The following is a 21,730-nucleotide window of genomic DNA, read 5'->3' as shown; positions in this document are numbered from 1 at the left end:
TTCACTCGCGTGCCAAGAGGTCGCAGGCGTCACATTGGTGAAGGACCGCCCAACACTTGGGCCCCGCGTCGGGAAAGAGCGCCACGGAGGGTGGGGTTGATGGGAAGGTGGGCCCCATGAGCGCGCCGCGAATCACCGGGCTCGACGGTGACGAGCACACCGCGCCCGACCTGCCCGTATCGACGGCAACGGGCGGGTGGCCAGGCCGATCCGATCGACTCAAGCGCTTTCTGCGGCACCGGCGTTCGCTGTACGTGCTGGCCGTCGTCGCGCTCCTCGCCCAGATGGCGGTCGCGATGGTCACCACGGCCGTCGAACAGATCCCGACCATCGACGAGCCCGTGTACGTGGCCACGGCCGAGGTCTACCTCAAGGAGCACAGCCTCCGTTACAACCCCGAACACCCGCCCCTGGGCAAGCTGATCATCGCCTCCGGGCTGGTGTTCACCGACGCGCACCTCGACTCGGGCTTCGTCGGCAGCCAGATGGCCCTGGGCCGCAGCGTGTTGTACGAGTCGGGCAACGACCCGGAGCGGCTCCTGCTGTGGGCACGGCTCCCGGTGATCGCGCTGACGCTGCTGTTCGGGCTCGTCGTCCTCGCGTTCGCCCGCGATCTCACGGGTCCGGCGGGCGGGTTGGTGGCCCTCGCCCTGTACGCGTTCTCGCCGGACGTCATCGCGAACGGATCGCTGGCCACGCTCGACGTCCCCGCGGCCGGCTTCCTGCTCACCTCCGTCTGGCTCCTGTGGCGGGCACGGCGACGGCCGTACCTCTGCCTCCCGCTCGCCGGGGTGGCGCTGGGCGCGGCCGTGGCCACGAAGATGAGCATGCTCGCGGTGGTTCCGGTCCTGATGCTGCTGGCCGTCCTGTCGTTCTGGTACGCCCGCAGGACACCCGGGCTCGACGCTCGCGAACGGACGAGGATCCTCGCGTACGGCGCCGCGGCCGCCGTCGGCATGGCGCTCGTGGCGGTCGCCGTCGTGTGGGCCACCTACCTCGTCGTCGACCCGCGGCTACGCTGGGCACAGCCCGAGAACGTGCCGGACATCCGCGGGATGCGCGGCCGCATCGCCGCGTGGCTGCCGTTCCCGGAGGCGTACCGGGACGGCATGCGCATCCAGTTCGGCTTCGAGTACGACATCTGGCAGGGCTTCCTGTTCGGCCGTCTGTACGAGGGATCGCTCTGGTACTACCTGCCGGCCGCGCTCCTGGTGAAGACACCGCTCGGCATGCTCGTCCTGTGGACCGCCGGCGCCGTCGCGGTCCTGGCGCTGCGTCGGCTGCGGCCCGCGGCACCGTACGTACTCGTCCCCGCGGGCCTGCTCCTTGCCGTGTCCATGAACGGCGCCCGCGACCTCGGCGTCCGGTACGCGATCTTCGTACCGATGTTCGCGGCGGTCGCCGCCGCCGGTGTGACGCTCCTGCGCCGCCGGTGGGTGTACGGCGTGACGGCCGCGCTGGTGTGCTTCGTGGCCGTCAGTTCACTGCGGACGTTTCCGTACTACCTGCCGTACTCCAACGAGGCGTTCGGCGGGCCGTCGAAGACCCATCTGCGGCTGCACGACTCGAACGTCGACTGGGGCCAGGATCTCGGCCGCCTGGGCGATCGCCTCCACCGTGACCATCCGGGTCAGCGGGTGTGGCTCGTCTACAAGGGCGCGGGTGTGCCCTCGTACTACGGAATCAACGCGGCCAACCCGCTGAAGGCCCCGCTGGGCGAGGTGCACGGGCTGCTCGTCGTGTCCAACTCCTCGGCGGCCAAGGCCGACGGCAGGCTGGCCGCGCTCCTCGACACCAGCACACCGTTCGACGAGGTCGGCCACTCGATCACGCTCTACCGACGCCGCTGAGCGCCCAACTGCCATGGGGGACTGGGCCATTCACATCTGGCACTCTGGCCTGACCGGGTCACAGGTTACGACGGTATCTTCGATGTCATGACAACGCGTCGTACGAGGAGACGCGGCGGGGCCAGGCCAATTGTGCTGGCCCTGTTGTGCGTTCTGGTGGCACTCCCCGCGGGAAGTGGTGCCGCACCCGACGCGGCCGCCGCACCCGACGTGGCCGCCCGACCGAACGTCACCCAGGGCCACTACGTCGGCACCTTCAACATCTACGGAAACATCGGCCATCGAGGCGATGCCGGCGACTGGATCAAAGAAGAAGCCGACGCCATCAGGAACCTCAGGCGCGGCGGCATGGACCGCTGGATGTTCATCGGCCTCCAGGAGGTCTGCGAGGCCCAAGGCGAGAGGTTCGCCCGGGAGTTGGGCCTGCGCAGTGCCTTCATCGATACCGGTACGGACTGCGCCGACGGCCAGCCGTACGGCAACGCCATCCTGTTCCACTCGGCCACGAAGATCCTGCCACCTGCCCTGCTGCCGAACCCGGACAACAGGGGTGGGGAACGGGGGATCATCTGCGCCGTCGTCCGCGCTGCCGGACACCAGGGCCCCTCGGGTCCCCAAGTCACCGCGTGCAGCACGCACTTGAGCGTCGGCGAAACAAAGGACCGCGAACGGGAGGCCCAGGCCGCGTTCATCCGCCACGGCTGGAAACCGGACGGCTCGCACACGCTGGGTGCGGACGGCCCGCTCATCATCGCCGGTGACCTGAACGCCCCGCCCGACGCACCGGAGTTGGACGTCATGTACGACGGCATCGAGGCGAGCGGCCCTCGTGAGTCCGGGCCGCCGTTCGCCTTTCCGACCTACGACGACGGCCGCAAGCTCGACTACCTGTTCGTGTGGGGAGAGCGGGGTGCCGCGCGCTGGGCCGACACCGGCACCCGACCGACCGGCCACTCGGACCACGACTTCTACTACAGCGAGTTGTCGACGGGGATCGGCTGAGCAGGGATCCGCTGTGCGCGTGAGCGCGCGGCTTCCGGGCGGTGGACGCCGCGCGGCCGGTAGTCCAGCCGGTCCGCCACACCCACCAGATCGGCCAGCAGCCAGATGATCGCCAGCCACATCTCGGTGCCCTGGAGACCCGGGTCCCGACCGGGACCCGAACCGCCCTCGCCGGGCGGGCCGAACCCGAAGCCGGCCGCGTCCCGCCAGCGCTCCACCGCCTGGGCCAGCTGTTCCTCGGCCCAGGCCCGCGCCTCGGCCGCACGGTGGCGGGTCTGCTGCCCGGCGAGCCACAGCGGGTGCGCCACGTCCAGCACGTTGCACGCGTTCTGCCGGCCCGCCGCGAACCAGCGCGGATCACCGCCGTGGGCGAGCACGGTGTCCACCACCCGTTCCGGATACGGCACGTGCAGCCCGAACTGCGCGAACGAGCCCCGCGTCAGGCGGTAGTAGCCGTTGACCAGTTGCAGCCGGCCCGCGGCGGGGGAGGCGGCCTCGCCCCACATCCCTGTCCAGGGATCGACCCGGGTGCCCAGCCAGCCGAACAGCGCCTCCAGCGCGCCGGGCGCGCCTGCCTCGGCCCCCAGTTCCAGGTTCCGGTGCGCACCGGTCGCCCAGCAGTCCACCCACGCACCGGCCGACCACGCCCGGGCCCGCCACGGCAGCGAGTCCAGGCGCGCGACGAGCCGATCGGCCGTCATGCGACGTACGACGTGGACCGGATGGGCGAAACGGGAGCCCAGCAGGTCCAGCGCGTAGCCCACGGACAGCACGTGGTACTCCGCGGTGCCGTCGTCGATCCAGCCGTCCGGCGCCGGGGCGGGCAGCACGCCGCGACCGCCGTCCGGGGCGAGTTCGGGCACGAGCCCGCTGTGGGGGTCCTGGAGCGCACGCAGGCGCTCGGCGTGTTCGGCGGCGGACAGCTGCGGTGGATGCGAGCGCAGGAGGAGATCGGCGATCTCGACGGCGTCGCAGTGGGCGCGGACGGTCTCGGGCGCTCCGGGCCGGTCGCTGTAGCGGCCCGTGTCCGCGTCCCAGCCACGGGCGAGGAGGTCGGCGGCCTGGCTCCGGGCCCGGTCCGCGAAGCGGGCGACTGCCTCCCCCAGGCGTTGCGGACCGCCCTGCCTCACCCCGTTTCCGGATGACGTGGAGCCCTGACCACGGCGGTCGCGCAGCGGGCGGGCCGGGTTCCCGGCGGCAACCGTCCACGGCGGCAGATCCTTGGTCACGACTGCGCCCGCGCCCACCACACAGTGGTCGCCGATCGTCACCCCGTCGAGGACGACGACGTTCGAGCCGATCCACACGTCGTCGCCGACGGTGATGCCCTTTCTGGTGAGGGGCTGCCGGTGCACGGGCCGGTCGGGAGCGAAGCCGTGGTTGAAGCCGAGCAGTGAGCTGTGCGCGCCGATCCGCACACCGTCCCCGAGGATGACGCGGCCCCGCACGGTGGCGTACGGATTGACCGAGCAGTCGGCGCCGGCCGTCACTTCGCCGGTGACGTACGCGTGCCCGGCGATGTAGGAGTTCTCGCCCAGCCGCAGGACGTCGGTGAACACCCCGGCGGCGGGGGAGACGTAGGAGGACGGTCCGAAGCTCGCGCCGCCGTCGGCCAGTCGCTTCTGCAGTGCCGCCTGTGCGGCGCGCTGCTCGTCGGACGCACGAAGGACGAAGTCCCAGGGGCAGTAGTCGAAGTAGGAGTCGTCCACCGAGCTTTCCGAGTTCATTTCCCGCGAGTCTAGAGAGCGCTTACTGGCCCCGGCAATCCTTCTGCCGTCGATCCGCCGCCGGCCCTGCCGGTCCCGCCGCCGGTCAGGGGCATGGCGGTCGTGTCAGCGCGGGCGTCGGCCGGCCGGGCCGTAGCGTGTCACCGCAAGGCCGGACCCCGAGTGACGAAACACCTGGTGGCGTGATGTGCTGGAGCGCGACGGCCGATCTCGTGGCGGGCTGCGGCATCGCCGCCGTCGGAGTCGCCTGCGTGGCGCGGACCCGCAGGGTGGGTGACCTTCCGCTGGCCGGGCTGCCGTTGCTGCTCGGGGCTCATCAGGTGGTCGAGTCCCTGGTCTGGCGTTCCGGGGGAGGCACGGGACCCGCCACCGTGGCCTGGGCGGCGATGGCGCTTCCGCTGCTGGCGGTGTGGGTACCGGTGGCCGTACTGTGCGCGGTGCCGCCGAGTGCCCGCCGCCGGCTGATGATCCCGCTCGCCGCCGGTCTCGCCACCGCCGCGACCCTCTCGTACAACCTCGCCACCCACTCCGTGACCGCCGATATCCGCGGCCACACCGTCGGATACGTCATCGATCTGCCTCAGGCCGAACTCCTCGTGACGGGCTACCTGCTGGCCACGGTCGGCTCCCTGCTGCTCTCCGGTGACCGGATCCTTGTACTGCTGGGCGTCCTGGTCGCCGTCGGCGCGGTGGTCTGCTGGGCGCTGTGGGAGCTGGAGTTCGTCTCGACGTGGTGCGCGTTCGCGGCGGTGTGCTCGGTGGTGATGTACGGCTGGGTGCGCGGGCGGTCCGTGTCACCGGGCATTCACAGCGTGTCGGCCGAACGGTGACGGCGGCCCGTGGCAGCGGCCTGTCAGGGACCGATGAGTTTCGGCGCGGCGCACAGTCGGTACTGGCCGGAGGCGGCGAGCGCCTCGAACCGACGAAGGGCAGTTCACCGTGAGACTGATTCTGCAGGAGTTCCTGTCGCTGGACGGCGTGGCGCAGGGGCCCGGGTCCCCTGAGGAGGACACCAGCGACGGGTTCACGCGGGGAGGCTGGCTCGTGCCGCACCTGGACGACGCGTACATGCGGATCGTCACGGGCTGGCTCGACGAGGCGGACGGGTTCCTGTTCGGCCGCCGCACCTACGTCAACTTCGCGAGGGACTGGCCGAAGATGAACGACCCGGACGACCCGATCGGCACCAAGCTCAACGGCCTGCCGAAGTACGTGGCCTCGCACAGCCTGACCACGGCCGACTGGGACCCGACCACCATCCTCTCCGGGGACGTGCCTGCCCAGGTCGCCGAGTTGAAGCGGCAGCCCGGCCGCGAACTCCAGATCCACGGCAGCGCCCGCCTGGGCGCCTCCCTACTGGCCGCCGGGCTGGTCGACGAGGTACGCCTGATGATCGCGCCGGTGGTCGTGGGCAGCGGCCGCCGGCTCTTCCCGGAGAACGGTGAGCCGTCCGGGCTGCGGCTGCTGCGCAGCGAGACGACACCGAGCGGAGTGACGTCCCAGATCTACGAGACGACGGGCCTGCCCCAGTACGGCACCTTCGACTCGGGCGCGTAGGGCCGCTGTCCGGCGGCTCACCGACAAGGAGGGGCTGTTTCGCTCTGCCGTCCGAGCAGCCGTCAGAGCCAGCCCCGGCGCGCGGCCTGCCAGGCCGGCTGCATACGGGTCGCCGCGCCGACGAGTTCCATCATGCGCTGGATGTGACGCTGCACCGTGCGGCGGCTCAGACCCAGTTGGGTCGCCACCGCCTTGTCGGCGACTCCTGCCACCAGCAGGGCCAGCAGCCGCCGGTCGATCGCGGACAGCGGGTCGGGTCCGCCGACTCCGTCCGTACCGGCGACCGCACCCGAGTCGTCGACGTCGAGCGGGACGGCGTCCTCCCAGTGGAGCTCGAACAGGGCGATGAGAGCGGCGAGCAGATTGCTGTCCCGTACGAGCGCGGCGGTGGGTTCGTCCGGGCTGCCGTGGGGGCCGCCGCGTCCGACGATCGACGCGACATGCGTGCCGTGCCCGAAGGCGTCCCCGGTCCCGGAACTGCCCGAGAAGTCCTTGGCCTCGGCGATCCGTCCGGCCAGATCCGGATGGGACTGGTCCGCGCCGGTGTCCAGAACGGCGACCTTCACGGACTCGCCCTGTTGGCCTGCCTTCCACACGGCCGGTGCGCCGATCTGCGGGACGCTGCGGTCCAGCGTGGCGTTCACCCGGCCGTCGAGCCACACCCGAGGGGTGCCGGCGGCCCGTGCCGTACTCACCGGGCCGTCGTCCGGGACCAGTTGCTTCCAGAACCTGCCGAGATCCTCCTCCGCGACCCGCACCGATCGCGCGCCGATGGTGTCCAGGCGGCGGACCGGCGAACCGTCCTCGGCGAGGCCGGCCAGCCGCCGCACCGCGGACGCCGCCGCGCCGTCGGCCCCCGCCATGATCAGCAGGAGCGCGTCACTGTGCGCCTCGTCGTACCGCTGGGCCAGGAGCGCGCTCACGTCGAACAGCTTCCGGTCCAGGCGCCCCGCCGAGACCAGATCCCCGGCGTCGGACGGCAGGACGGTCAGACGCCCGTCCTGTTCGTAGGTCCTGAAGAGGATGTGCCGCCGCCCGGCTCCGGGAGTGACCGAGGCGGTCCGCCGCCCTTCGGCGTCGGTGCCCACGGTCACCCGGTCACCCGTGATCAGGCCCACGGTGCCGAGGCTCCTCGGCGCGGGAGCGTCGGCCGCAGCCGTCGCCGTGGGTCCCGTACCGGTGCGAGCGGCCACCGGCGCCACGGCACCGGCAGCCAGGGCGAGTCCTGTCGGTATCGCCGCCACCAGGCGGATCCGTCTCATCAGTCCCGTGCCTTCCGTCGTACGCGCGGAGAAGTTCATGCGCTGGACAGAATCCGGTGGTACGGAATGCCATGTCACTCGATTCCGGTGGCACAGGTGGGACATGTCGCAACAGCGACACCAGTACGTACCCGTCGGGCGCGATGGCGGAGGTGCGTGGGTGAGTACCTGCCCGGCCGTTCTGAGTACGTGAACTCATGCCCCACCGGACCCACCCGAAGAGACTGGACCTCAGTGGGGCACCGGAGCGGCCGGAACCTCTCGTACGAGGGAGCATGCACGATGAGTTCAGTCACCGGGGGCCAGACGCTGGGCGCTCCTTTCGGCACCTGGCCCGCTCGTCTGTATCTCGCGGTGTCCGCCGCGCTGATCGTCTGGCTGGCCGTCGTGTCGTCGCAGCCTCAGGGGGACGCCTCCTTCGCCGCCGTGATCCCGGTCCTCTTCACGGCCCCGACCAGTCTGCTGGTCCTGGCGATTCCGGGCGGATCGGTGGCCTGGCTGTACGCCGTACTCGCCGCGTCCGCCGTGGCCAACGCGTGGCTCATCGACCTCGTCTGGCGGCGGCTCAGCAGCCGGAAGGGCTGACCGGAGGGGCTGATTCGCCCCTGCTACGGCCGACGTCGTGATGCGTATGCTCGCCCGATGACCGGACAAGAGATCACACGGGGGAGCCACCAGGGCCTGCTCGCGGGCCAGGTGGTCATGATCACGGGGGCGTCCAGCGGTATCGGCGCGGCCGCGGCACGTCTGTTCGCGGAGGAGGGCGCGGCGGTCGTCCTGACCGCACGCCGCGAGGAGCGGTTGAACACGCTCGAGGAGGAGATCGGAGCGGCCGGCGGGCGGGCGCTCGCCGTACCGGGCGACGTCGCCGTCGCGGCCGACGTCCGCCGCGCGGTCGAGGCGGCCGTGGAACACTTCGGCGGACTCGACTCCGCCTTCAACAACGCGGGTTACGCCACCGTCGGCACCCTCCTGCACGAGACCGACGACGAGGTGTACGACCGCACGATGGACGTCAACGTCCGGGGCGTGTGGAACTGCATGAAGTACCAGTTGCCCGTGATGCTCGCGTCGGGCAAGGTCGGCTCCATCGTCAACACCAGCAGTACGGCGGGCCGTTACGCGACCGGAGCCTCGGTCCCGTATGTCGCGTCCAAGCACGCCATCCTGGGGATCACCCGCGCGGCGGCGGCCGAGTACGGGGACCAAGGGATCCGCGTCAACGCGCTCGTCGTCGGTACGACACGCAGCGAGATGATCGAAGAGGCCGTGCGTCAGTACCCGGACCTGGAGCAGGCGTTCATCGCCCCGCAGATCCAGAAGCGCATGGCCTCGCCCCGGGAGATCGCCGAGGCGGCGGCCTGGCTGTGCAGCGACCGCTCGTCGTTCGTCACCGGTGTGGCGATGCCGGTGGACGGCGGCATCTCGGCCCAGGCCAAGGCCGGCTGAGCCCCGCGGATTCGCCCGGCCCGCCCGTCGTCCTCACCAGCGCTGCGGTTCGCTCCCCACGATCGGCGCCGACGGCTTGCCGTCCACGCCGACCGGGACATCGCCCGAGAGCATCACCCGGTGCATGACCCGGGAATGATCGAGGTGGGCTGTGTCGCTGGGAGCCAGGTGGATGGTGGCCCTGTTGTCCCAGAAGGCCACACTCCCCGGCTCCCAGCGGAACCGCACGGTGTACTCGGGCCGGGTCGCCTGCCCGAGAAGCATCTCCAGCAGCGGCGCGCTCTCCATGCGGGACAGCCCCAGGATCTGCTCGACGTAGTAGCCGTTGACGAACAGCACCCGCTCGCCCGTCTCCGGGTGCACCCGCACCAGCGGATGGTCGGAGGCGATCTGCCGGTCCAGCAGATGCCGTACGTACGCGTCGTCGCCGGGCCGTGGCTGATAACCGACCCCCAGCCGGTGCTCCGCGCGCAGCCCGTCGACGAAGTCCCGTACGGGCCCCGAGAGCCCCGCGTACGCGACTGCCAGGTTGGACCAGGTGGTGTCGCCGCCGTACGGGGGCACGTCCTCCGCCCGCAGGATCGTCGCGGCCGGCGGATCGACGCGGGCGCCGTGGTCGCAGTGCCAGCCGCGCAGCAGCGAGTGCCGGCGCCTGCGCAGCCACTCGTCGTGGTCCATGCCGTAACGCCCGCCGAGTTCCAGCCGGTCCGCCGTCGTCTCGACTTCGGGGAAGTCCGGGGGAGAGGCGCTGCCGCGTCTGCCGAGGCGGACCGGTTCGCCGAACCGCCGGGCGAACGCGACATGCGAGGAGTGGTCCAGGCACTGCCCCCGGAAGAACACCACCTTCCAGCGCAGCACAGCCGCCCGGATCCCGGCGACCACCGCGTCGTCCAGGTCCCCGGCCAGGTCGACGCCCGTGATCTCGGCGCCGATGTGTCCCGCGACCGGCTTCACCTCGACCTGTGTGTCCCTGTCCGTCGTCATCCGGGCTCCGTCGATCGCTCGTTCCGACTCGTCCGGGCAAGCATGACCGCTCCGTACGGAGTGCGACAGTGCGCCTCGGGGGAGCGGTTCACGTCCGCGCGCGCACGGCCGGGGCCCGGGCCGCCAGTGCGTCGAGCAGCAGGTCCACGGCCGGTTCGAAGGAACTCTCTGCCATGGCGTGCAGTTCGCCCCGCACCTCGCTCAGCGCGGGATAGGACTCCGGGGCGACCGACTGGTAGGCCTCCGTCCACGCCCGCTCGTCGGCCTCTCGCTGCTCCCGGGGGAGTGCGTGGCACGCGGCGTCCAGCGCCGCGTGACCGAGGACGGTGTCGATGAACGCCAGGTAGAGGCGGACGGCCTGGGCGGGCGGGAATCCGGCGGACAGAAGCAGACCCACGCCGGTCTCCACGGCGTGGAACTCGTGCTCACGACGGGTGATGCGGTACGAGGCCATGGCGGCCGCACGCGGATGGGCGAGGTATCCGGCACGTACCCGCATCGCCATCTCGCGCAGCGAGGCGACCCAGTCGGGACCCGGGACGAAGCCGGCCATGGCATCCCCGATGATCCGGTCGGACACGGCCAGCAGCAGGTCGTCGGTGTTGCGGAAGTAGCGGTAGAGCGCGCTCGGGTCGCAGCCCAGGGCCGCGCCGAGGCGGCGCACGCTCAGTGCCTCCGGACCGTGCTCGCCGATCAGCCGCAGCGCGGTCTCGGTGATGAGCTCCTTGGACAGCACGACGCCCGAGGCGGTCGGGCGGCGGCGTCGGCGTTCCTGCGGGGCGCGGGTGGGCATGAGGGCGGATCCCTTCGCACGGTCGACGGGCCTGTGCACGCTCAGTGAACGGCTCACCCCGGCCTTATGTCAACAGCATTGACGCAAGGTGTGCGGCCGTTGTTCCATCCTTCGCATCCCCCACATGGCTCTTCCTCCCGTCCCTCTCCCTCCTCGTGAGGAGCCCTGATGTCCTCCCTCGCTCCCGGCAAGTCCGCCCCGGACCGCCCGCCCGCCGAACTGCGCCGTTCGCTCGGCGTCGTCGACGGTGTCGCCATCGCCGCCTCCAGCACGGCGGCCACCACCAGCATCGCCATCGGCATGGGCGCCATCGGCACGATCGTCGGTCTCCAGGCCCCGGCCCTGCTGCTCCTGGCGTTCCTGCCTGTCCTCGGCATCGCCACCGCCTTCGCCCGCCTCAACCGCTCGGAACCCAACTGCGGCAACGGCTACACCTGGGTCGGCAAGTCCCTCGGCCCCTGGCCCGGATTCCTGGCCGGCTGGGTCACCCTCGTCGGCTCGATCATCTTCCTCGCCTACACGAGCGCGGTCACCGGCTCGGTCGTGCTGATCTTCGCCAACAAGGCCGGCCTGGACTCCCTCGCCGGGATCGCCCTCGACCCGACGTCCACCGCCGTGAGCACGGTCGTCGGTCTGGTGGTCCTCGCCGCCGTCACCGTCCTCGCGATCACCGGGGTGCGCAGCGCCACCCGGCTCCAGTTCGGCCTGCTGGTCTTCGAGTACGCCGTCCTGCTGGTCTTCTGCACCTGGGCCCTGGTCACCGGCCACCAGGACTTCTCCTGGGCGTGGTTCAACCCCTTCGAGATCTCCAGCGGTACGGCCTTCGCACAGGGCATGGTCCTCGCGGTGTTCTTCTTCTGGGGCTGGGACGCGGCGTTCAGCGTCACCGAGGAGACCAGGAGCCCCGGCGACTCGGCCCGCGGCGGATTCATCGCCCTGTTCGCGATGCTCGGGCTCTTCATCTTCGCCTCGGTCGCCTTCCAGCGGGAGATGAGCCTGCCCGAACTCATCGAGAACGGTCCGCAGGCCCTTCCGTACCTAGGCGCCAAGCTCGCCGCCGAACCCTGGGCCAGCCTCCCGCTGCTCGCCCTGATGTTCTCGGCCGTCGCCTCCGTCCAGTCCTCCGTCATCCCCACCGCCCGCGGACTGCTCGCCATGGGCCGCGACCGCACGATGGGCCCGGTGTGGACCCGTATCCACCCCAAGTACGGCACACCCGCCGCCGGAACCCTCGTCGTCATGTCGATCGCCGCCGCCATCGCCCTGCTCGCCATGGCCATCCCCAAGCTGAGCGACATGCTGCTGGCCGCCGTCAACGCCATCGGTCTCGTCGTCGCCCTCTACTACGGCCTCACCGCGCTCGCCTGCGCCGTCCGCTTCCGCGCCGCCCGGCACGACGGACCCCGCGAGGCACTGCTCGCCGTCGGTGTGCCGGCCGCCTCCGGACTGGTCCTGCTCGGCCTCGGCGGCTACCTCGGATACTCGTACCTGACCATGACCGACCACATCGAACTCAGCCCCGACAACGGCTGGTTCATGCTCTCCCTGCCCGTCACCATCGTGCTGAGCGGACTCGTCATGGCGGCCGTCGCCAAGTACGCCCGCCGCTCGCCGTACTTCACCACCGGGCGCGGCACCGACGCCGACTCCCTCGCACTCCCGATGGACCGCACCGCCGTCTGACCCCTTCTCCTCTGGAGCGTTGAACCCATGTCCCACCCCCAGGCCGCCGACCTCGTCTTCACCGGCGGACCCGTCCACACCGTCGACGCCGCGCGCAGCCGGGCCACCGCGGTGGCCGTGCGCGGCGGGCGGATCGTCGCCGTCGGCCACGACGAGGTCCACGAGCTGATCGGCACCGGCACCGAGGTCGTCGACCTCGCCGGACGGCTGCTGCTGCCCGGCTTCCAGGACGCCCACGTCCACCCCCAGGGCGCGGGCACCGAACTGGGCCTGTGCCACCTGAACGACACCGTCGACCCGCAGGAGTACCTGCGACGGGTGAGGGCGTACGCCGACGAGCACCCGGACGCCGAGTGGATCACCGGGGGCGGCTGGTCCATGGAGGCCTTCCCCGGCGGCACGCCCACCGCCGCTCTGCTCGACACGGTCGTCCCCGACCGGCCGGTGTTCCTGCCCAACCGCGACCACCACGGCGCCTGGGTCAACTCCTGCGCCCTGGAACGGGCCGGCATCGACGCCCGCACCCCCGACCCGTCCGACGGCCGCATCGAGCGGGACGCCGACGGCAACCCCACCGGCATGCTCCAGGAAGGCGCGGCCCACCTGGTGTCCCGCCTGATGCCCGACCGCAGCCCCGAGGAGCAACTCGCCGCGCTGCTGCGGGCCCAGTCGGTCCTGCACTCGTACGGGGTCACCGCCTGGCAGGACGCCATCGTCGGCGAGTACGCCAACATGACCGATCCGACGCCCGCCTATCACGAGGCAGTCGACCGCGGCCTGCTCACCGCCCGGGTCGTCGGCGCGCTGTGGTGGGACAGGAGCCGGGGCGGCGAACAGATCCCCGAACTCGCCGCCCGCAGGGAGGAGTCGAGCCGTGGCCGGTTCCGGGCCACCAGCGTGAAGGTCATGCAGGACGGCATCGCCGAGAACCACACCGCCGCCCTGCTGGGCCCGTATCTCACCGGCTGCGGCTGCGCCTCCGAGAACTCCGGCCTCAGCTTCGTCGAGCCGGACGAACTGAAGAAGTACGTCACCGAACTCGACGCGCTCGGCTTCCAGGTCCACTTCCACGCGCTCGGCGACCGCGCGGTGCGTGAGGCGCTGGACGCCGTGGAGGCGGCCCGGGCGGCCAACGGGTGGCGCGACACCCGCCATCACCTCGCCCACCTCCAAGTCGTCCACCCGGAGGACATACCTCGCTTCCGCGCACTGGGCGCGACCGCCAACCTCCAGGCACTGTGGGCCGCCCACGAACCGCAGATGGACGAGCTCACCATCCCGTTCCTCGGCCCCGAACGCGCCGCGTGGCAGTACCCGTTCGGCGACCTCCTGCGCGCCGGAGCCACCCTCGCCGCGGGCAGCGACTGGCCGGTCAGCAGCCCCGACCCCCTGGCGGCCCTCCACGTCGCCGTCAATCGCGTCGCCCCCGACGCACCCGAGGGCACCCCTGCCTTCCTGCCGGACCAGAGGATCGACCTCGGCGCCGCCGTTGCCGCGTACACGGCGGGCAGCGCCCACGCCAACCACCTCGACGACATCACCGGCAGCATCACCGTCGGCAGGCTCGCCGACCTCGTCGTCCTGGACCGTGACCCTTTCGCCGGACCGCGGGAGGAGATCGCCACCACGCGGGTGCTCCAGACGTTCGTCGACGGCCGCCGGGTGTACGCGGCAACCGACGCGTGACCGACCTGACCAGGACGGCTAGGTCGGAGGCTAGGGCCTGTCGGACGACTGCCAGTCCGAGGCCAGCAGGCCGAACAGCAGGTCGTCCGTCCACTCGTCCTTGAGCCAGGTGGCCTGGCGGAGAAGACCCTCCTGGACGAAGCCGAGCCGTCGCAGCAGCCGGGCCGAGCGGTCGTTGCGCGCGTCGCACTCGGCGGAGACGCGGTGCAGTCCCCGGCGCTCGAAGAGATCGCCGAGGACAGCCCGTACGGCCTCCGAGGCGTAGCCGTGCCCCTGCCGGTCGCCGGCCAGGGTGAAACCGAGCTCCGCCTGCATGCGGTTCTCGTGCAGGCAGACGCCGACGTCCCCCACCAGACAGCGGTCGGCCTTGAGCTCGATCGCGTACTGGAACCATCCCGGTTCCTCGGGCGACCCCGCGGCCATGCCCCGCACCATCCGGACCGCAGAGTCGAGCGACACCGGCGCGGTCCAGCTCTGGTAGCGGGCCACCAGCGGATCGGACCGGTACGCGGCCAGCGGCGCCGCGTCCTCGGCACGGAATCGGCGCAGTACGAGCCTGGGGGTCTCCAGCAGCATGGCCCGATCGTCCCACGACCGCGATACGCGCCCGGTTCCGCGGCGCCCGGGACGTCGGGCCGTGAACGGACAGGCGTCAGGACACGTACGAGGCGTTCTGCGCCGTGGTCACCACCTTCTGGCCGTCGGCCTGGCCGAGAAGGCCCGTCGACACCCAGGAGTTCACCGTGCTCTGGACGCGCGAGACCAGTGCTGCCTTGTTGCCGAAGGGTGCGCCCGCCCAGATCTCGTCGAGGAGCGTGGTGCCGTCGGACCTGGCCGGGTTCGTGACGCCGGAATCGGTGGTGCCGAAGACCACCTTGGGCTCGGAACGCCGGAAATAGGCGTGGGTCGGGTCCTCGGTGCCCTCGAAGAACGGGGCGAACTCCGTGCCGTTCAGCGTGTAGTGGAGCGGTTTGCCCGACACGGGGGAGAGGCTCGGCAGCAGGTCGCCGGAGAGCGCGGCGTTGCGGAAGAGCCCGAACTGCAGGTAGGCCGTTGCGGAGTTACGGGCGACCAGGTTGACCGGGCCGTAGAACAGGGTCTGCAGCCCCGGGTCGTCGAGGGCCTTCTCGACCCGGGCCCGGAAGGGGATGGCGACCTTCACCACGTCACCGCTCTGCCAGGTCCGTGAGACGGCGAAGTAGCCACCGGCGACCGGAGTCCCGCTCACCGCACCGCCGTTGACCGTTACCCGGAAGCCGCTCGTCGCCCAGGACGGCACCCGCAGCCGCAGCTCGAAGGCCGCGCTGCCGCCGCCGATGGTGAGAGTGGAGCCCTGCTCCCTGGGGTAGTCCGTGGTCTGCGTGACCGTGACGCCCTTCTCGGACCAGGTCAGGGTGGTCGGGCTGTAGAGGTTGACGTACAGCGCGCTCCCGTCGGCCTTCTTGAAGTACACAGAGTCCTGGTACTTGGTGGCGCTCTCCATGCCCGTGCCCTCGCAGCAGGTGGTGCCCTGCTTGGGGGTGTAGTCGCGGACATGACCGGGCGTCAGGCCTATGAAGTAGGTGACGAGCGGCTTCTCCGCATCGGCCTTGTCCTGCTTGGAGCCGAGGACCTGGTTGTAGAGGGCCCGCTCGTAGTAGTCCATGTACTTCGGGTCCTGCTCGTGGAAGAACAGCATCCGGCTGAGCTTGAGCAGGTTGTACGCGCAGCACGACTCGGCGGTGGTGTCGCTGATCGTGCCCGCGACGACCCCGCGCGCCTTCCAGAACTCGGCCGTGCTCGTCCCGCCGATGCCGTACATGCGGTGGGGCACGACCATGCCCCAGAAGTTCTTCGCGGCGGTGAGGTAGCGGGTCTCGCCCGTCGCGTCGTACAGCCGGATCAGGCCGGTGAAGATGGGGATGTGCTGGTTGGCGTGCAGTCCGTCGAGCGTGTCGGTGTTCGCGGCGCAGGCGTCGATGAGCTTGTCGAGGTCGAACAGCTTGGCCAGCGCGAGATGGTCGGCCTTGCCGGTGATCGTGTACAGGTCGACGATCGTCTCGACGATGCCGCCGAACTCCCCGCTGGAGAAGATGCCCCACATCCGCTGCAGGGTGGCTTCGGGCAGCTTGGACAGCCGGGAGTACATCCAGTCGCACATGCCGGACGCCAGATCGAGCGCCCGCGCGTCGTCCGTGGCGAGGTAGGCGTCCAGCAGGCCCTTGAGGATCTTGTGCGCGGTGTAGTAGGGCGCCCACACCTTGGTGTAGTCCGGGCTGGTCCGAGACTCCAGGTCGATGAACTGGGTCTCCGGATACGCGGCCAGGAACCCGGCGTGACTCGGTCCGCCCCAGGTGCGGCGCAGGGTGGCGGTCAGTCCACGGCCCGAGGCGTCGGCGAAGGTGCCGCCCGTGGTCTCGTCGAAGGTGTACGAGGCCAGGGTGCCGCGGCCCGCCGAGGAGGCGGCGGCGCGGTTGCTCTGCAGCGACGTGATCTCGGCGGCGGTCAGTGCCCGCGACCAGACGTTGAACTCGTCGTAGACGCCCGCGAACACCGGGTCGTCGAAGTTCGAGCGGCCGAGCCAGTTGTTCGTCAGGGCGCCCAGGGACGACGGGTTGAGCGTCATCGACGTGTTCTGGGCGACGGAGGTGCCGTTGACGTAGAGGGTGCCGGTGCTCCCCGAGATCGTGACGGCCACATGGCTCCACTGGTTCAGCGGCAGCGCGGCTGTGCCGTTGAGTCCCTGTTCCCCGCCGGGCCCGTTGGTCGAGATGGCGAAGCGCGGTACGCCGCTCGCGTTGCGGGCGGCCAGGTACATGTACCGGGTGTTGTTGTTGCCGAAGTCGAAGACCCGGGTCCAGTTGGCGTCGTGCGTGGGCTTCACCCAGGCCGACAGGGTGATGGTCGCGGAACCGTTGAGCACTGCGGCCGGCAGGCTGACGTACTGGTAGGAACCCCGCACGTTCTCGGCAGCGGTGCCGAACTTCCCGGTGACACCGAGCACCGCCGGGTCCTTGCGCAGGGCCGCGCGCACGTCGGTCAGAGCGCCGATCATGGTCCGTATCCTGTCGGCGTAGGCCTGGTCTCCGGTACTCGCGTACGCCTGGGACAGCATGGTCAGGAAGTGGCCGGTGTAGTGGCCGCGGAGATTGCCGTTGGCCTCACCGTCCAGGCCCTCCCAGCCACCGGGGGCGACCGCACCGCCGGTGGAGAGCCCGGCGTTGGCGCGGAACACCTGGAGCAACCGGTTCACGTCGTAGCCGCGGCCGTGGTCGAGCATCAACTGGCGCTTGGCGGCGAAGACGCCCTGACCGAGCTTCACGTCCTTGAGCTCGAACGGCCGGAGCGTCCAGGCGGAGGGCGCGGGCAGCGTGGCGGCCGCGGCCGAACCGCCTCCCGCCGCGTACGCGAACGTCGGGGTCGCCGTGGCGAACAGGGCGGCCTGGAGGAGTCTCCGTCTGGGGAGGGCGGGGGCCATTCGTTCCTCGTCTCTGCGCGGAGGGTCGGGACCGGGCGACCGGTGTACGGACGTCGGGGATGTTCGAAATGCCGTACGGCGTGCGGAAGTTCGACCAAAACATAGATTTGGGGTGGGTGCACGTCAACGCTTCCGGCGCGTTCGACTCCGGTTAATTTCGCGCGACCGGTGTCTGTCGTGGGTGTCGTCCCCCGAGTCGTGTGCGACTGATGGAAATCCAGTGGTGACGATCCGTTGACTTCCGTGTGGTGCGGGCCTAGCTTCGGCGTCCCATCGGTTCGACAACTCGTGCAGCGTTCGATATGCCGACCACTCGTGTGTGCTGGGTTACCGCGCCCCCGGAAGGACCCCCATGCCTTTTCACCAGTTCGTCCCCCGTGCAAGACGTCTGTGCAGAGCTGTGGTTGTCCGCGCCGCCGTTCTCGCCCTGGCCGCCGGCGCCCTGGTCGGTCTACAGGAACAGGGGACTGTCGATCTCGGCCGGGTGCAGCCGGTCGCGGTGACGTCGAATCAGATTCCGGTTCCGACGGCGCCGATGGGCTGGGCCTCCTGGAACACCTTCGCCGCAAAGATCGACTACAACGTCATCAAGGCGCAGGTCGACGCGTTCGTCGCGGCAGGCCTGCCTGCGGCCGGGTACAAGTACATCAACCTCGACGAGGGCTGGTGGCAGGGCACCCGCGACAGCGCGGGCAACATCACGATCGACGAGTCCGAGTGGCCCGGCGGCATGAGTGCCATCGCCGACTACATCCACAGCAAGGGCCTCAAGGCCGGTATCTACACCGACGCGGGCAGGGACGGCTGCGGCTACTACTTCCCGACCGGCCGCCCCGCGGCCCCGGGCAGCGGCAGTGAGGGCCACTACGAGCAGGACATGCTCCAGTTCTCGCAGTGGGGCTTCGACTACGTCAAGGTCGACTGGTGCGGCGGCGACGTCGAGGGCCTTGACGCCAGGACGACGTACCAGGCGATCAGTGACGCGGCCGCGCAGGCCACGGCCACCACCGGACGGCCGCTGACCCTGTCGATCTGCAACTGGGGCAAGCAGAACCCGTGGAACTGGGGCGCCGGCATGGCCGCCCTGTGGCGGACCAACACCGACATCATCTTCCACGGCAACTCCCCGTCGTGGGACAGCATGCTGGCCAACTACGACACGAACGTGCACCCCACCGCCCAGCACACCGGCTACTACAACGACCCCGACATGCTGATGGTCGGCATGGACGGCTTCACCGCCGCCCAGAACCGCAGTCACATGAACCTCTGGGCCGTCTCCGGGGCGCCGCTCCTCGCAGGCAACAACCTGGCGACCATGAGCACCGAATCGGCGAACATCCTGAAGAACCCCGAGGTCATCGCGGTCGACCAGGATCCGCGCGGCCTCCAGGGCGTCAAGGTCGCCGAGGACACCTCCGGGCTGCAGGTGTACGGCAAGGTCCTCGCCGGCACCGGCAAGCGCGCCGTCGTCCTGCTCAACCGCACCTCCAGCGCGCAGAACATGACCGTCCGCTGGTCGGACCTGGGCCTGACCAACGCGTCGGCGACGGTCCGCAACCTCTGGACGCGGGCGAACGTGGGCAGTTTCGGCACGAGTTACACGGTCAACGTCCCCGCCAAGGACTCGGTGATGCTCACGGTCACCGGCGCCACCGAGGCCGCGAGCGCCACGTACGAGGCCGAGGCCTCCGGCAACACCAAGGGTGGCTCCGCGGCCGACGCCACCTGCGCCAACTGCTCCGGCGGCACCAAGGTGGGCGGCGTCGGCAACGGCGCGGCCAACACTCTGCGGTTCAACGCCGTTTCGGCGGCCGACACGGGCACCAAGGTCGTCGACATCGCCTACACCAACGGCGACAGCACGGCCCGTACGGCGGTCCTCCAGGTCAACGGGCAGACGGCCACCAAGGTCTCCTTCCCGCCGACCGGCTCCTGGACCACGCCCGGCACCGTCTCGGTCGAGGTGTCCCTGACCAAGGGCTCGGCGAACACCCTGACGTTCTCCAACGCCTCCGCCTGGACGCCCGACCTGGACGCGATCGAGGTACGGCCGCTGCCCGGCACCAACGGCACGCAGTTCACGGGACAGCAGTCCAGTCGCTGCCTCGACGTCGACAACGACACCATCACCAACGGCACCCAGGCCCAGCTGTGGGACTGCGCGGGCGGCGTCAACCAGTCCTGGACGTACACCGCGCGCAAGGAGCTGGTGGTCTACGGCAACAAGTGCCTCGACGCCTACCAGGCGGGGACCACCAACGGCACGAAGGTCGTCATCTGGGACTGCAACGGCGGCAACAACCAGAAGTGGAACGTGAACGCCGACGGGACCGTGACCAATGTCAACGCCGGTCTCTGCCTGGACGCCTACAACGCCGCTACCGCCAACGGCACGAAGATCGTCCTTTGGACGTGTGGTGGCGGTGCGAATCAGAAGTGGACGCGGCAGTAGTGCGGTAGTGCTCCGCTGGGGCGCGATGTTTTGTCCGCGGCCCGGTGGGGGCTAATCGCGCCGTTCCCCGCGCCCCTTCGGGGGTGCGGGCTGTCCTCACCTGGTTACGTTTGTCGTCAGCAGGCGGAGCAACTGCTTGGCCGTGGCGTCCTGTTCGGGGGTCAGGCCCATGGCGTTGCCGATGGCGAGGGGGACGGTGTCCGCACGTTCCCTGAGCCGGGCTCCGGCGTCGGTGAGGCGGAGGGCGACGGAACGCTCGTCCTCCGCCCGGCGCTCGCGCCGCAGCAGGCCGTTGGCCTCAAGGCGCTTGAGGAGCGGGGAGAGGGTGCTGGACTCCAGCTGGAGCGCGTTGCCCAGGTCCCGTACGGAGATCTGGTCCTGCTCCCACAGCACGAGCATGACCAGGTACTGCGGATAGGTCAGTCCGAGTTCGTCCAGCAGGGGCCGATAGCGCGCGGTGACCGCGCGTGAGGCCGCGTAGAGGGCGAAGCAGAGCTGGTCGTCCAGGAGCAGGGAACCCTCCTGGGTCGGTTCGGCTCCTGATGTGCTCACGATGTCGCTCCCTGCTTCTTGCGCCTGTCGCGGTGCGCCGCACGGCGATCTCCACTCTACCGTTCGAGTCTCCTCGATTCTATCGGACCCTAATAAGTTGCGCACGACTGAATAGCGCGCTACTTTCGTGGTGTGCCGCCGCTCCGGCGAAAGACCGTCGACGGAGCCTGCACGCGGCACCGGATCCGAGGAGATCGCCATGACCGACACCACCGGCACCCGTCCCGTCCTGGAGCCCGCCGCCGCGGCCTTCGCCGACGCGACCGCGAACCCGCCGTACCTGTTCGACCTCGGCCCGGCGGAGGGCCGCAAGGCGGTCGACGAGGTGCAGTCGGGCGACATCACCAAGCCCGACGTCGAGGAGGAGTGGGTCACGGTCTCCGGCGGCCCCACCGGACAGGTCCGGGCACGCATCGTCCGCCCGACGGGCGCCTCCGGTGTCCTCCCGGTGATCATCTACATCCACGGCGCCGGCTGGGTCTTCGGCAACGCCCACACCCACGACCGCCTGGTCCGTGAACTCGCCGTCGGTGCGAACGCGGCCGTGGTCTTCCCCGAGTACGACCTCTCGCCCGAAGCCCGCTACCCCGTCGCCATCGAGCAGAACTACACCGTCGCCCGCTGGGTCGTCACCGACGGCGCCGGCCACAACCTGGACGCCTCCCGTATCGCGGTGGCGGGCGACTCCGTCGGCGGCAACATGAGCGCGGCCCTGACCCTGATGGCCAAGGAGCGCGGTGACGTCCCCCTCGTCCAGCAGGTCCTCTTCTACCCGGTCACCGACGCCGCCTTCGACACCGGTTCCTACCACCAGTTCGCCGAGGGCTACTTCCTGCGCCGCGACGCCATGCAGTGGTTCTGGGACCAGTACACGACCGACGAGACGCAGCGCGCCGAGATCACCGCGTCCCCGCTGCGCGCCACCACCGAGCAGCTCACCGGTCTGCCGCCGGCCCTGGTCATCACCGGCGAGGCCGACGTCCTGCGCGACGAGGGCGAGGCCTACGCCAACAAGCTGCGCGAGGCGGGCGTCCCGGTCACGGCGGTCCGCTACCAGGGCATCATCCACGACTTCGTGATGCTCAACGCCCTCGCCGACACCCACGCGGCCCGCGCCGCCGTCAGCCAGGCAGTGACCGTGCTGAGGAGCGCGCTCGCCACCGGCTGACCGGCCGTCCGGCCACCGACCCGGCCTCTCGACCCCGCACACCGCGCGCAGGGACGGGAGGCCGGGCGGCGTTCGGCCCCGAGCGGTCCGGGCAGGCGTGCAACG

General features: G+C 70.5%; 17 protein-coding genes. 10 read left to right on the top strand and 7 right to left on the bottom strand.

The window, feature by feature from the left end; translation table 11 throughout:
• The first annotated feature begins 116 nt into the window (after positions 1 to 116).
• Entirely contained in the window at positions 117 to 1,850 is a 1,734-nt protein-coding gene (locus tag ACZ5VQ_RS33590) for a phospholipid carrier-dependent glycosyltransferase (protein ID WP_469108245.1), read from the top strand.
• A gap of 87 nt (positions 1,851 to 1,937) precedes the next feature.
• Complete coding sequence (locus ACZ5VQ_RS33585; protein WP_469108244.1) at positions 1,938 to 2,852, top strand: endonuclease/exonuclease/phosphatase family protein; 915 nt, start codon at positions 1,938 to 1,940, stop codon at positions 2,850 to 2,852.
• On the opposite strand, the gene ACZ5VQ_RS33580 is transcribed toward ACZ5VQ_RS33585, so the two are convergent.
• Entirely contained in the window at positions 2,822 to 4,579 is a 1,758-nt protein-coding gene (locus ACZ5VQ_RS33580) for an acyltransferase (RefSeq protein WP_469108243.1), read from the bottom strand. The genes ACZ5VQ_RS33585 and ACZ5VQ_RS33580 overlap by 31 nt on opposite strands.
• 185 nt (positions 4,580 to 4,764) lie before the next feature.
• On the opposite strand from ACZ5VQ_RS33580, the gene ACZ5VQ_RS33575 reads away from it, so the two are divergent.
• Both ACZ5VQ_RS33575 and ACZ5VQ_RS33570 read left to right on the top strand, forming a co-directional pair.
• Positions 4,765 to 5,409, top strand: coding sequence for a DUF6629 family protein (locus tag ACZ5VQ_RS33575; RefSeq protein ID WP_469108242.1), 645 nt, complete (start codon positions 4,765 to 4,767; stop codon positions 5,407 to 5,409).
• A 109-nt stretch (positions 5,410 to 5,518) separates the two neighbouring features.
• Positions 5,519 to 6,136, top strand: a complete 618-nt coding sequence (locus ACZ5VQ_RS33570) for a dihydrofolate reductase family protein (RefSeq protein ID WP_469108241.1) — start codon at positions 5,519 to 5,521, stop codon at positions 6,134 to 6,136.
• Between the two features lie 62 nt (positions 6,137 to 6,198).
• Here the strand turns inward: ACZ5VQ_RS33570 and ACZ5VQ_RS33565 are convergent, their stop codons facing one another.
• Positions 6,199 to 7,437 (bottom strand): helix-turn-helix domain-containing protein, encoded by a 1,239-nt coding sequence (locus ACZ5VQ_RS33565; RefSeq protein ID WP_469108240.1) that lies wholly within the window; start codon positions 7,435 to 7,437, stop codon positions 6,199 to 6,201.
• 243 nt (positions 7,438 to 7,680) lie between these two features.
• Here ACZ5VQ_RS33565 and ACZ5VQ_RS33560 point away from each other — a divergent pair, with 243 nt between their 5' ends.
• Both ACZ5VQ_RS33560 and ACZ5VQ_RS33555 read left to right on the top strand, forming a co-directional pair.
• Positions 7,681 to 7,983: an SCO4225 family membrane protein gene (locus tag ACZ5VQ_RS33560; RefSeq protein WP_469108239.1), complete on the top strand. Its 303-nt coding sequence runs from the start codon at positions 7,681 to 7,683 to the stop codon at positions 7,981 to 7,983.
• Between the two features lie 57 nt (positions 7,984 to 8,040).
• Positions 8,041 to 8,847, top strand: coding sequence for an SDR family NAD(P)-dependent oxidoreductase (locus ACZ5VQ_RS33555; protein WP_469108238.1), 807 nt, complete (start codon positions 8,041 to 8,043; stop codon positions 8,845 to 8,847).
• A gap of 33 nt (positions 8,848 to 8,880) precedes the next feature.
• Here ACZ5VQ_RS33555 and ACZ5VQ_RS33550 read toward each other — a convergent pair whose 3' ends face one another.
• Both ACZ5VQ_RS33550 and ACZ5VQ_RS33545 read right to left on the bottom strand, forming a co-directional pair.
• Positions 8,881 to 9,831: a TauD/TfdA dioxygenase family protein gene (locus tag ACZ5VQ_RS33550; RefSeq protein ID WP_469108237.1), complete on the bottom strand. Its 951-nt coding sequence runs from the start codon at positions 9,829 to 9,831 to the stop codon at positions 8,881 to 8,883.
• An 88-nt stretch (positions 9,832 to 9,919) separates the two neighbouring features.
• Positions 9,920 to 10,624: a TetR/AcrR family transcriptional regulator gene (locus ACZ5VQ_RS33545; RefSeq protein ID WP_469108236.1), complete on the bottom strand. Its 705-nt coding sequence runs from the start codon at positions 10,622 to 10,624 to the stop codon at positions 9,920 to 9,922.
• 168 nt (positions 10,625 to 10,792) lie between these two features.
• On the opposite strand from ACZ5VQ_RS33545, the gene ACZ5VQ_RS33540 reads away from it, so the two are divergent.
• Together ACZ5VQ_RS33540 and ACZ5VQ_RS33535 are read left to right on the top strand one after the other, a co-directional pair.
• Complete coding sequence (locus tag ACZ5VQ_RS33540; protein ID WP_469108235.1) at positions 10,793 to 12,307, top strand: APC family permease; 1,515 nt, start codon at positions 10,793 to 10,795, stop codon at positions 12,305 to 12,307.
• Between the two features lie 27 nt (positions 12,308 to 12,334).
• Positions 12,335 to 13,993, top strand: coding sequence for an amidohydrolase (locus ACZ5VQ_RS33535; protein ID WP_469108234.1), 1,659 nt, complete (start codon positions 12,335 to 12,337; stop codon positions 13,991 to 13,993).
• 30 nt (positions 13,994 to 14,023) lie between these two features.
• Here ACZ5VQ_RS33535 and ACZ5VQ_RS33530 read toward each other — a convergent pair whose 3' ends face one another.
• Together ACZ5VQ_RS33530 and ACZ5VQ_RS33525 are read right to left on the bottom strand one after the other, a co-directional pair.
• Entirely contained in the window at positions 14,024 to 14,569 is a 546-nt protein-coding gene (locus ACZ5VQ_RS33530; RefSeq protein ID WP_469108233.1) for a GNAT family N-acetyltransferase, read from the bottom strand.
• A 76-nt stretch (positions 14,570 to 14,645) separates the two neighbouring features.
• Positions 14,646 to 17,450: a beta-L-arabinofuranosidase domain-containing protein gene (locus ACZ5VQ_RS33525; RefSeq protein ID WP_469108232.1), complete on the bottom strand. Its 2,805-nt coding sequence runs from the start codon at positions 17,448 to 17,450 to the stop codon at positions 14,646 to 14,648.
• A gap of 352 nt (positions 17,451 to 17,802) precedes the next feature.
• Here ACZ5VQ_RS33525 and ACZ5VQ_RS33520 point away from each other — a divergent pair, with 352 nt between their 5' ends.
• Positions 17,803 to 19,905 (top strand): RICIN domain-containing protein, encoded by a 2,103-nt coding sequence (locus ACZ5VQ_RS33520; RefSeq protein ID WP_469108231.1) that lies wholly within the window; start codon positions 17,803 to 17,805, stop codon positions 19,903 to 19,905.
• 96 nt (positions 19,906 to 20,001) lie between these two features.
• Here ACZ5VQ_RS33520 and ACZ5VQ_RS33515 read toward each other — a convergent pair whose 3' ends face one another.
• The gene (locus tag ACZ5VQ_RS33515) at positions 20,002 to 20,457 is read right to left on the bottom strand and encodes a MarR family winged helix-turn-helix transcriptional regulator (RefSeq protein WP_469108230.1); all 456 of its coding nucleotides are present in this window, start codon (positions 20,455 to 20,457) and stop codon (positions 20,002 to 20,004) included.
• A 199-nt stretch (positions 20,458 to 20,656) separates the two neighbouring features.
• Here ACZ5VQ_RS33515 and ACZ5VQ_RS33510 point away from each other — a divergent pair, with 199 nt between their 5' ends.
• On the top strand, positions 20,657 to 21,625 hold the full coding sequence (locus ACZ5VQ_RS33510; protein WP_469108229.1) for an alpha/beta hydrolase: 969 nt from the start codon (positions 20,657 to 20,659) through the stop codon (positions 21,623 to 21,625).
• Positions 21,626 to 21,730: the final 105 nt, after the last annotated feature.

The organism is Streptomyces sp. NPDC033178 (genome assembly GCF_055577685.1).
The sequence above is the reverse complement of the archived record's forward strand: the minus strand, read 5'-3'. Positions and strand labels throughout refer to the sequence as shown.

What these genes read in the sequence shown, in the direction of transcription:
- ACZ5VQ_RS33545 (WP_469108236.1), bottom strand. Translation starts at nt 10,624, where the DNA reads ATGCCCACCCGCGCCCCGCAGGAACGCCGACGCCGCCGCCCGACCGCC.
- ACZ5VQ_RS33575 (WP_469108242.1), top strand. Translation starts at nt 4,765, where the DNA reads ATGTGCTGGAGCGCGACGGCCGATCTCGTGGCGGGCTGCGGCATCGCC.
- ACZ5VQ_RS33590 (WP_469108245.1), top strand. Translation starts at nt 117, where the DNA reads ATGAGCGCGCCGCGAATCACCGGGCTCGACGGTGACGAGCACACCGCG.
- ACZ5VQ_RS33555 (WP_469108238.1), top strand. Translation starts at nt 8,041, where the DNA reads ATGACCGGACAAGAGATCACACGGGGGAGCCACCAGGGCCTGCTCGCG.
- ACZ5VQ_RS33540 (WP_469108235.1), top strand. Translation starts at nt 10,793, where the DNA reads ATGTCCTCCCTCGCTCCCGGCAAGTCCGCCCCGGACCGCCCGCCCGCC.
- ACZ5VQ_RS33535 (WP_469108234.1), top strand. Translation starts at nt 12,335, where the DNA reads ATGTCCCACCCCCAGGCCGCCGACCTCGTCTTCACCGGCGGACCCGTC.
- ACZ5VQ_RS33580 (WP_469108243.1), bottom strand. Translation starts at nt 4,579, where the DNA reads ATGAACTCGGAAAGCTCGGTGGACGACTCCTACTTCGACTACTGCCCC.
- ACZ5VQ_RS33550 (WP_469108237.1), bottom strand. Translation starts at nt 9,831, where the DNA reads ATGACGACGGACAGGGACACACAGGTCGAGGTGAAGCCGGTCGCGGGA.
- ACZ5VQ_RS33520 (WP_469108231.1), top strand. Translation starts at nt 17,803, where the DNA reads ATGCCTTTTCACCAGTTCGTCCCCCGTGCAAGACGTCTGTGCAGAGCT.
- ACZ5VQ_RS33565 (WP_469108240.1), bottom strand. Translation starts at nt 7,437, where the DNA reads ATGAACTTCTCCGCGCGTACGACGGAAGGCACGGGACTGATGAGACGG.
- ACZ5VQ_RS33525 (WP_469108232.1), bottom strand. Translation starts at nt 17,450, where the DNA reads ATGGCCCCCGCCCTCCCCAGACGGAGACTCCTCCAGGCCGCCCTGTTC.
- ACZ5VQ_RS33510 (WP_469108229.1), top strand. Translation starts at nt 20,657, where the DNA reads ATGACCGACACCACCGGCACCCGTCCCGTCCTGGAGCCCGCCGCCGCG.
- ACZ5VQ_RS33560 (WP_469108239.1), top strand. Translation starts at nt 7,681, where the DNA reads ATGAGTTCAGTCACCGGGGGCCAGACGCTGGGCGCTCCTTTCGGCACC.
- ACZ5VQ_RS33530 (WP_469108233.1), bottom strand. Translation starts at nt 14,569, where the DNA reads ATGCTGCTGGAGACCCCCAGGCTCGTACTGCGCCGATTCCGTGCCGAG.
- ACZ5VQ_RS33585 (WP_469108244.1), top strand. Translation starts at nt 1,938, where the DNA reads ATGACAACGCGTCGTACGAGGAGACGCGGCGGGGCCAGGCCAATTGTG.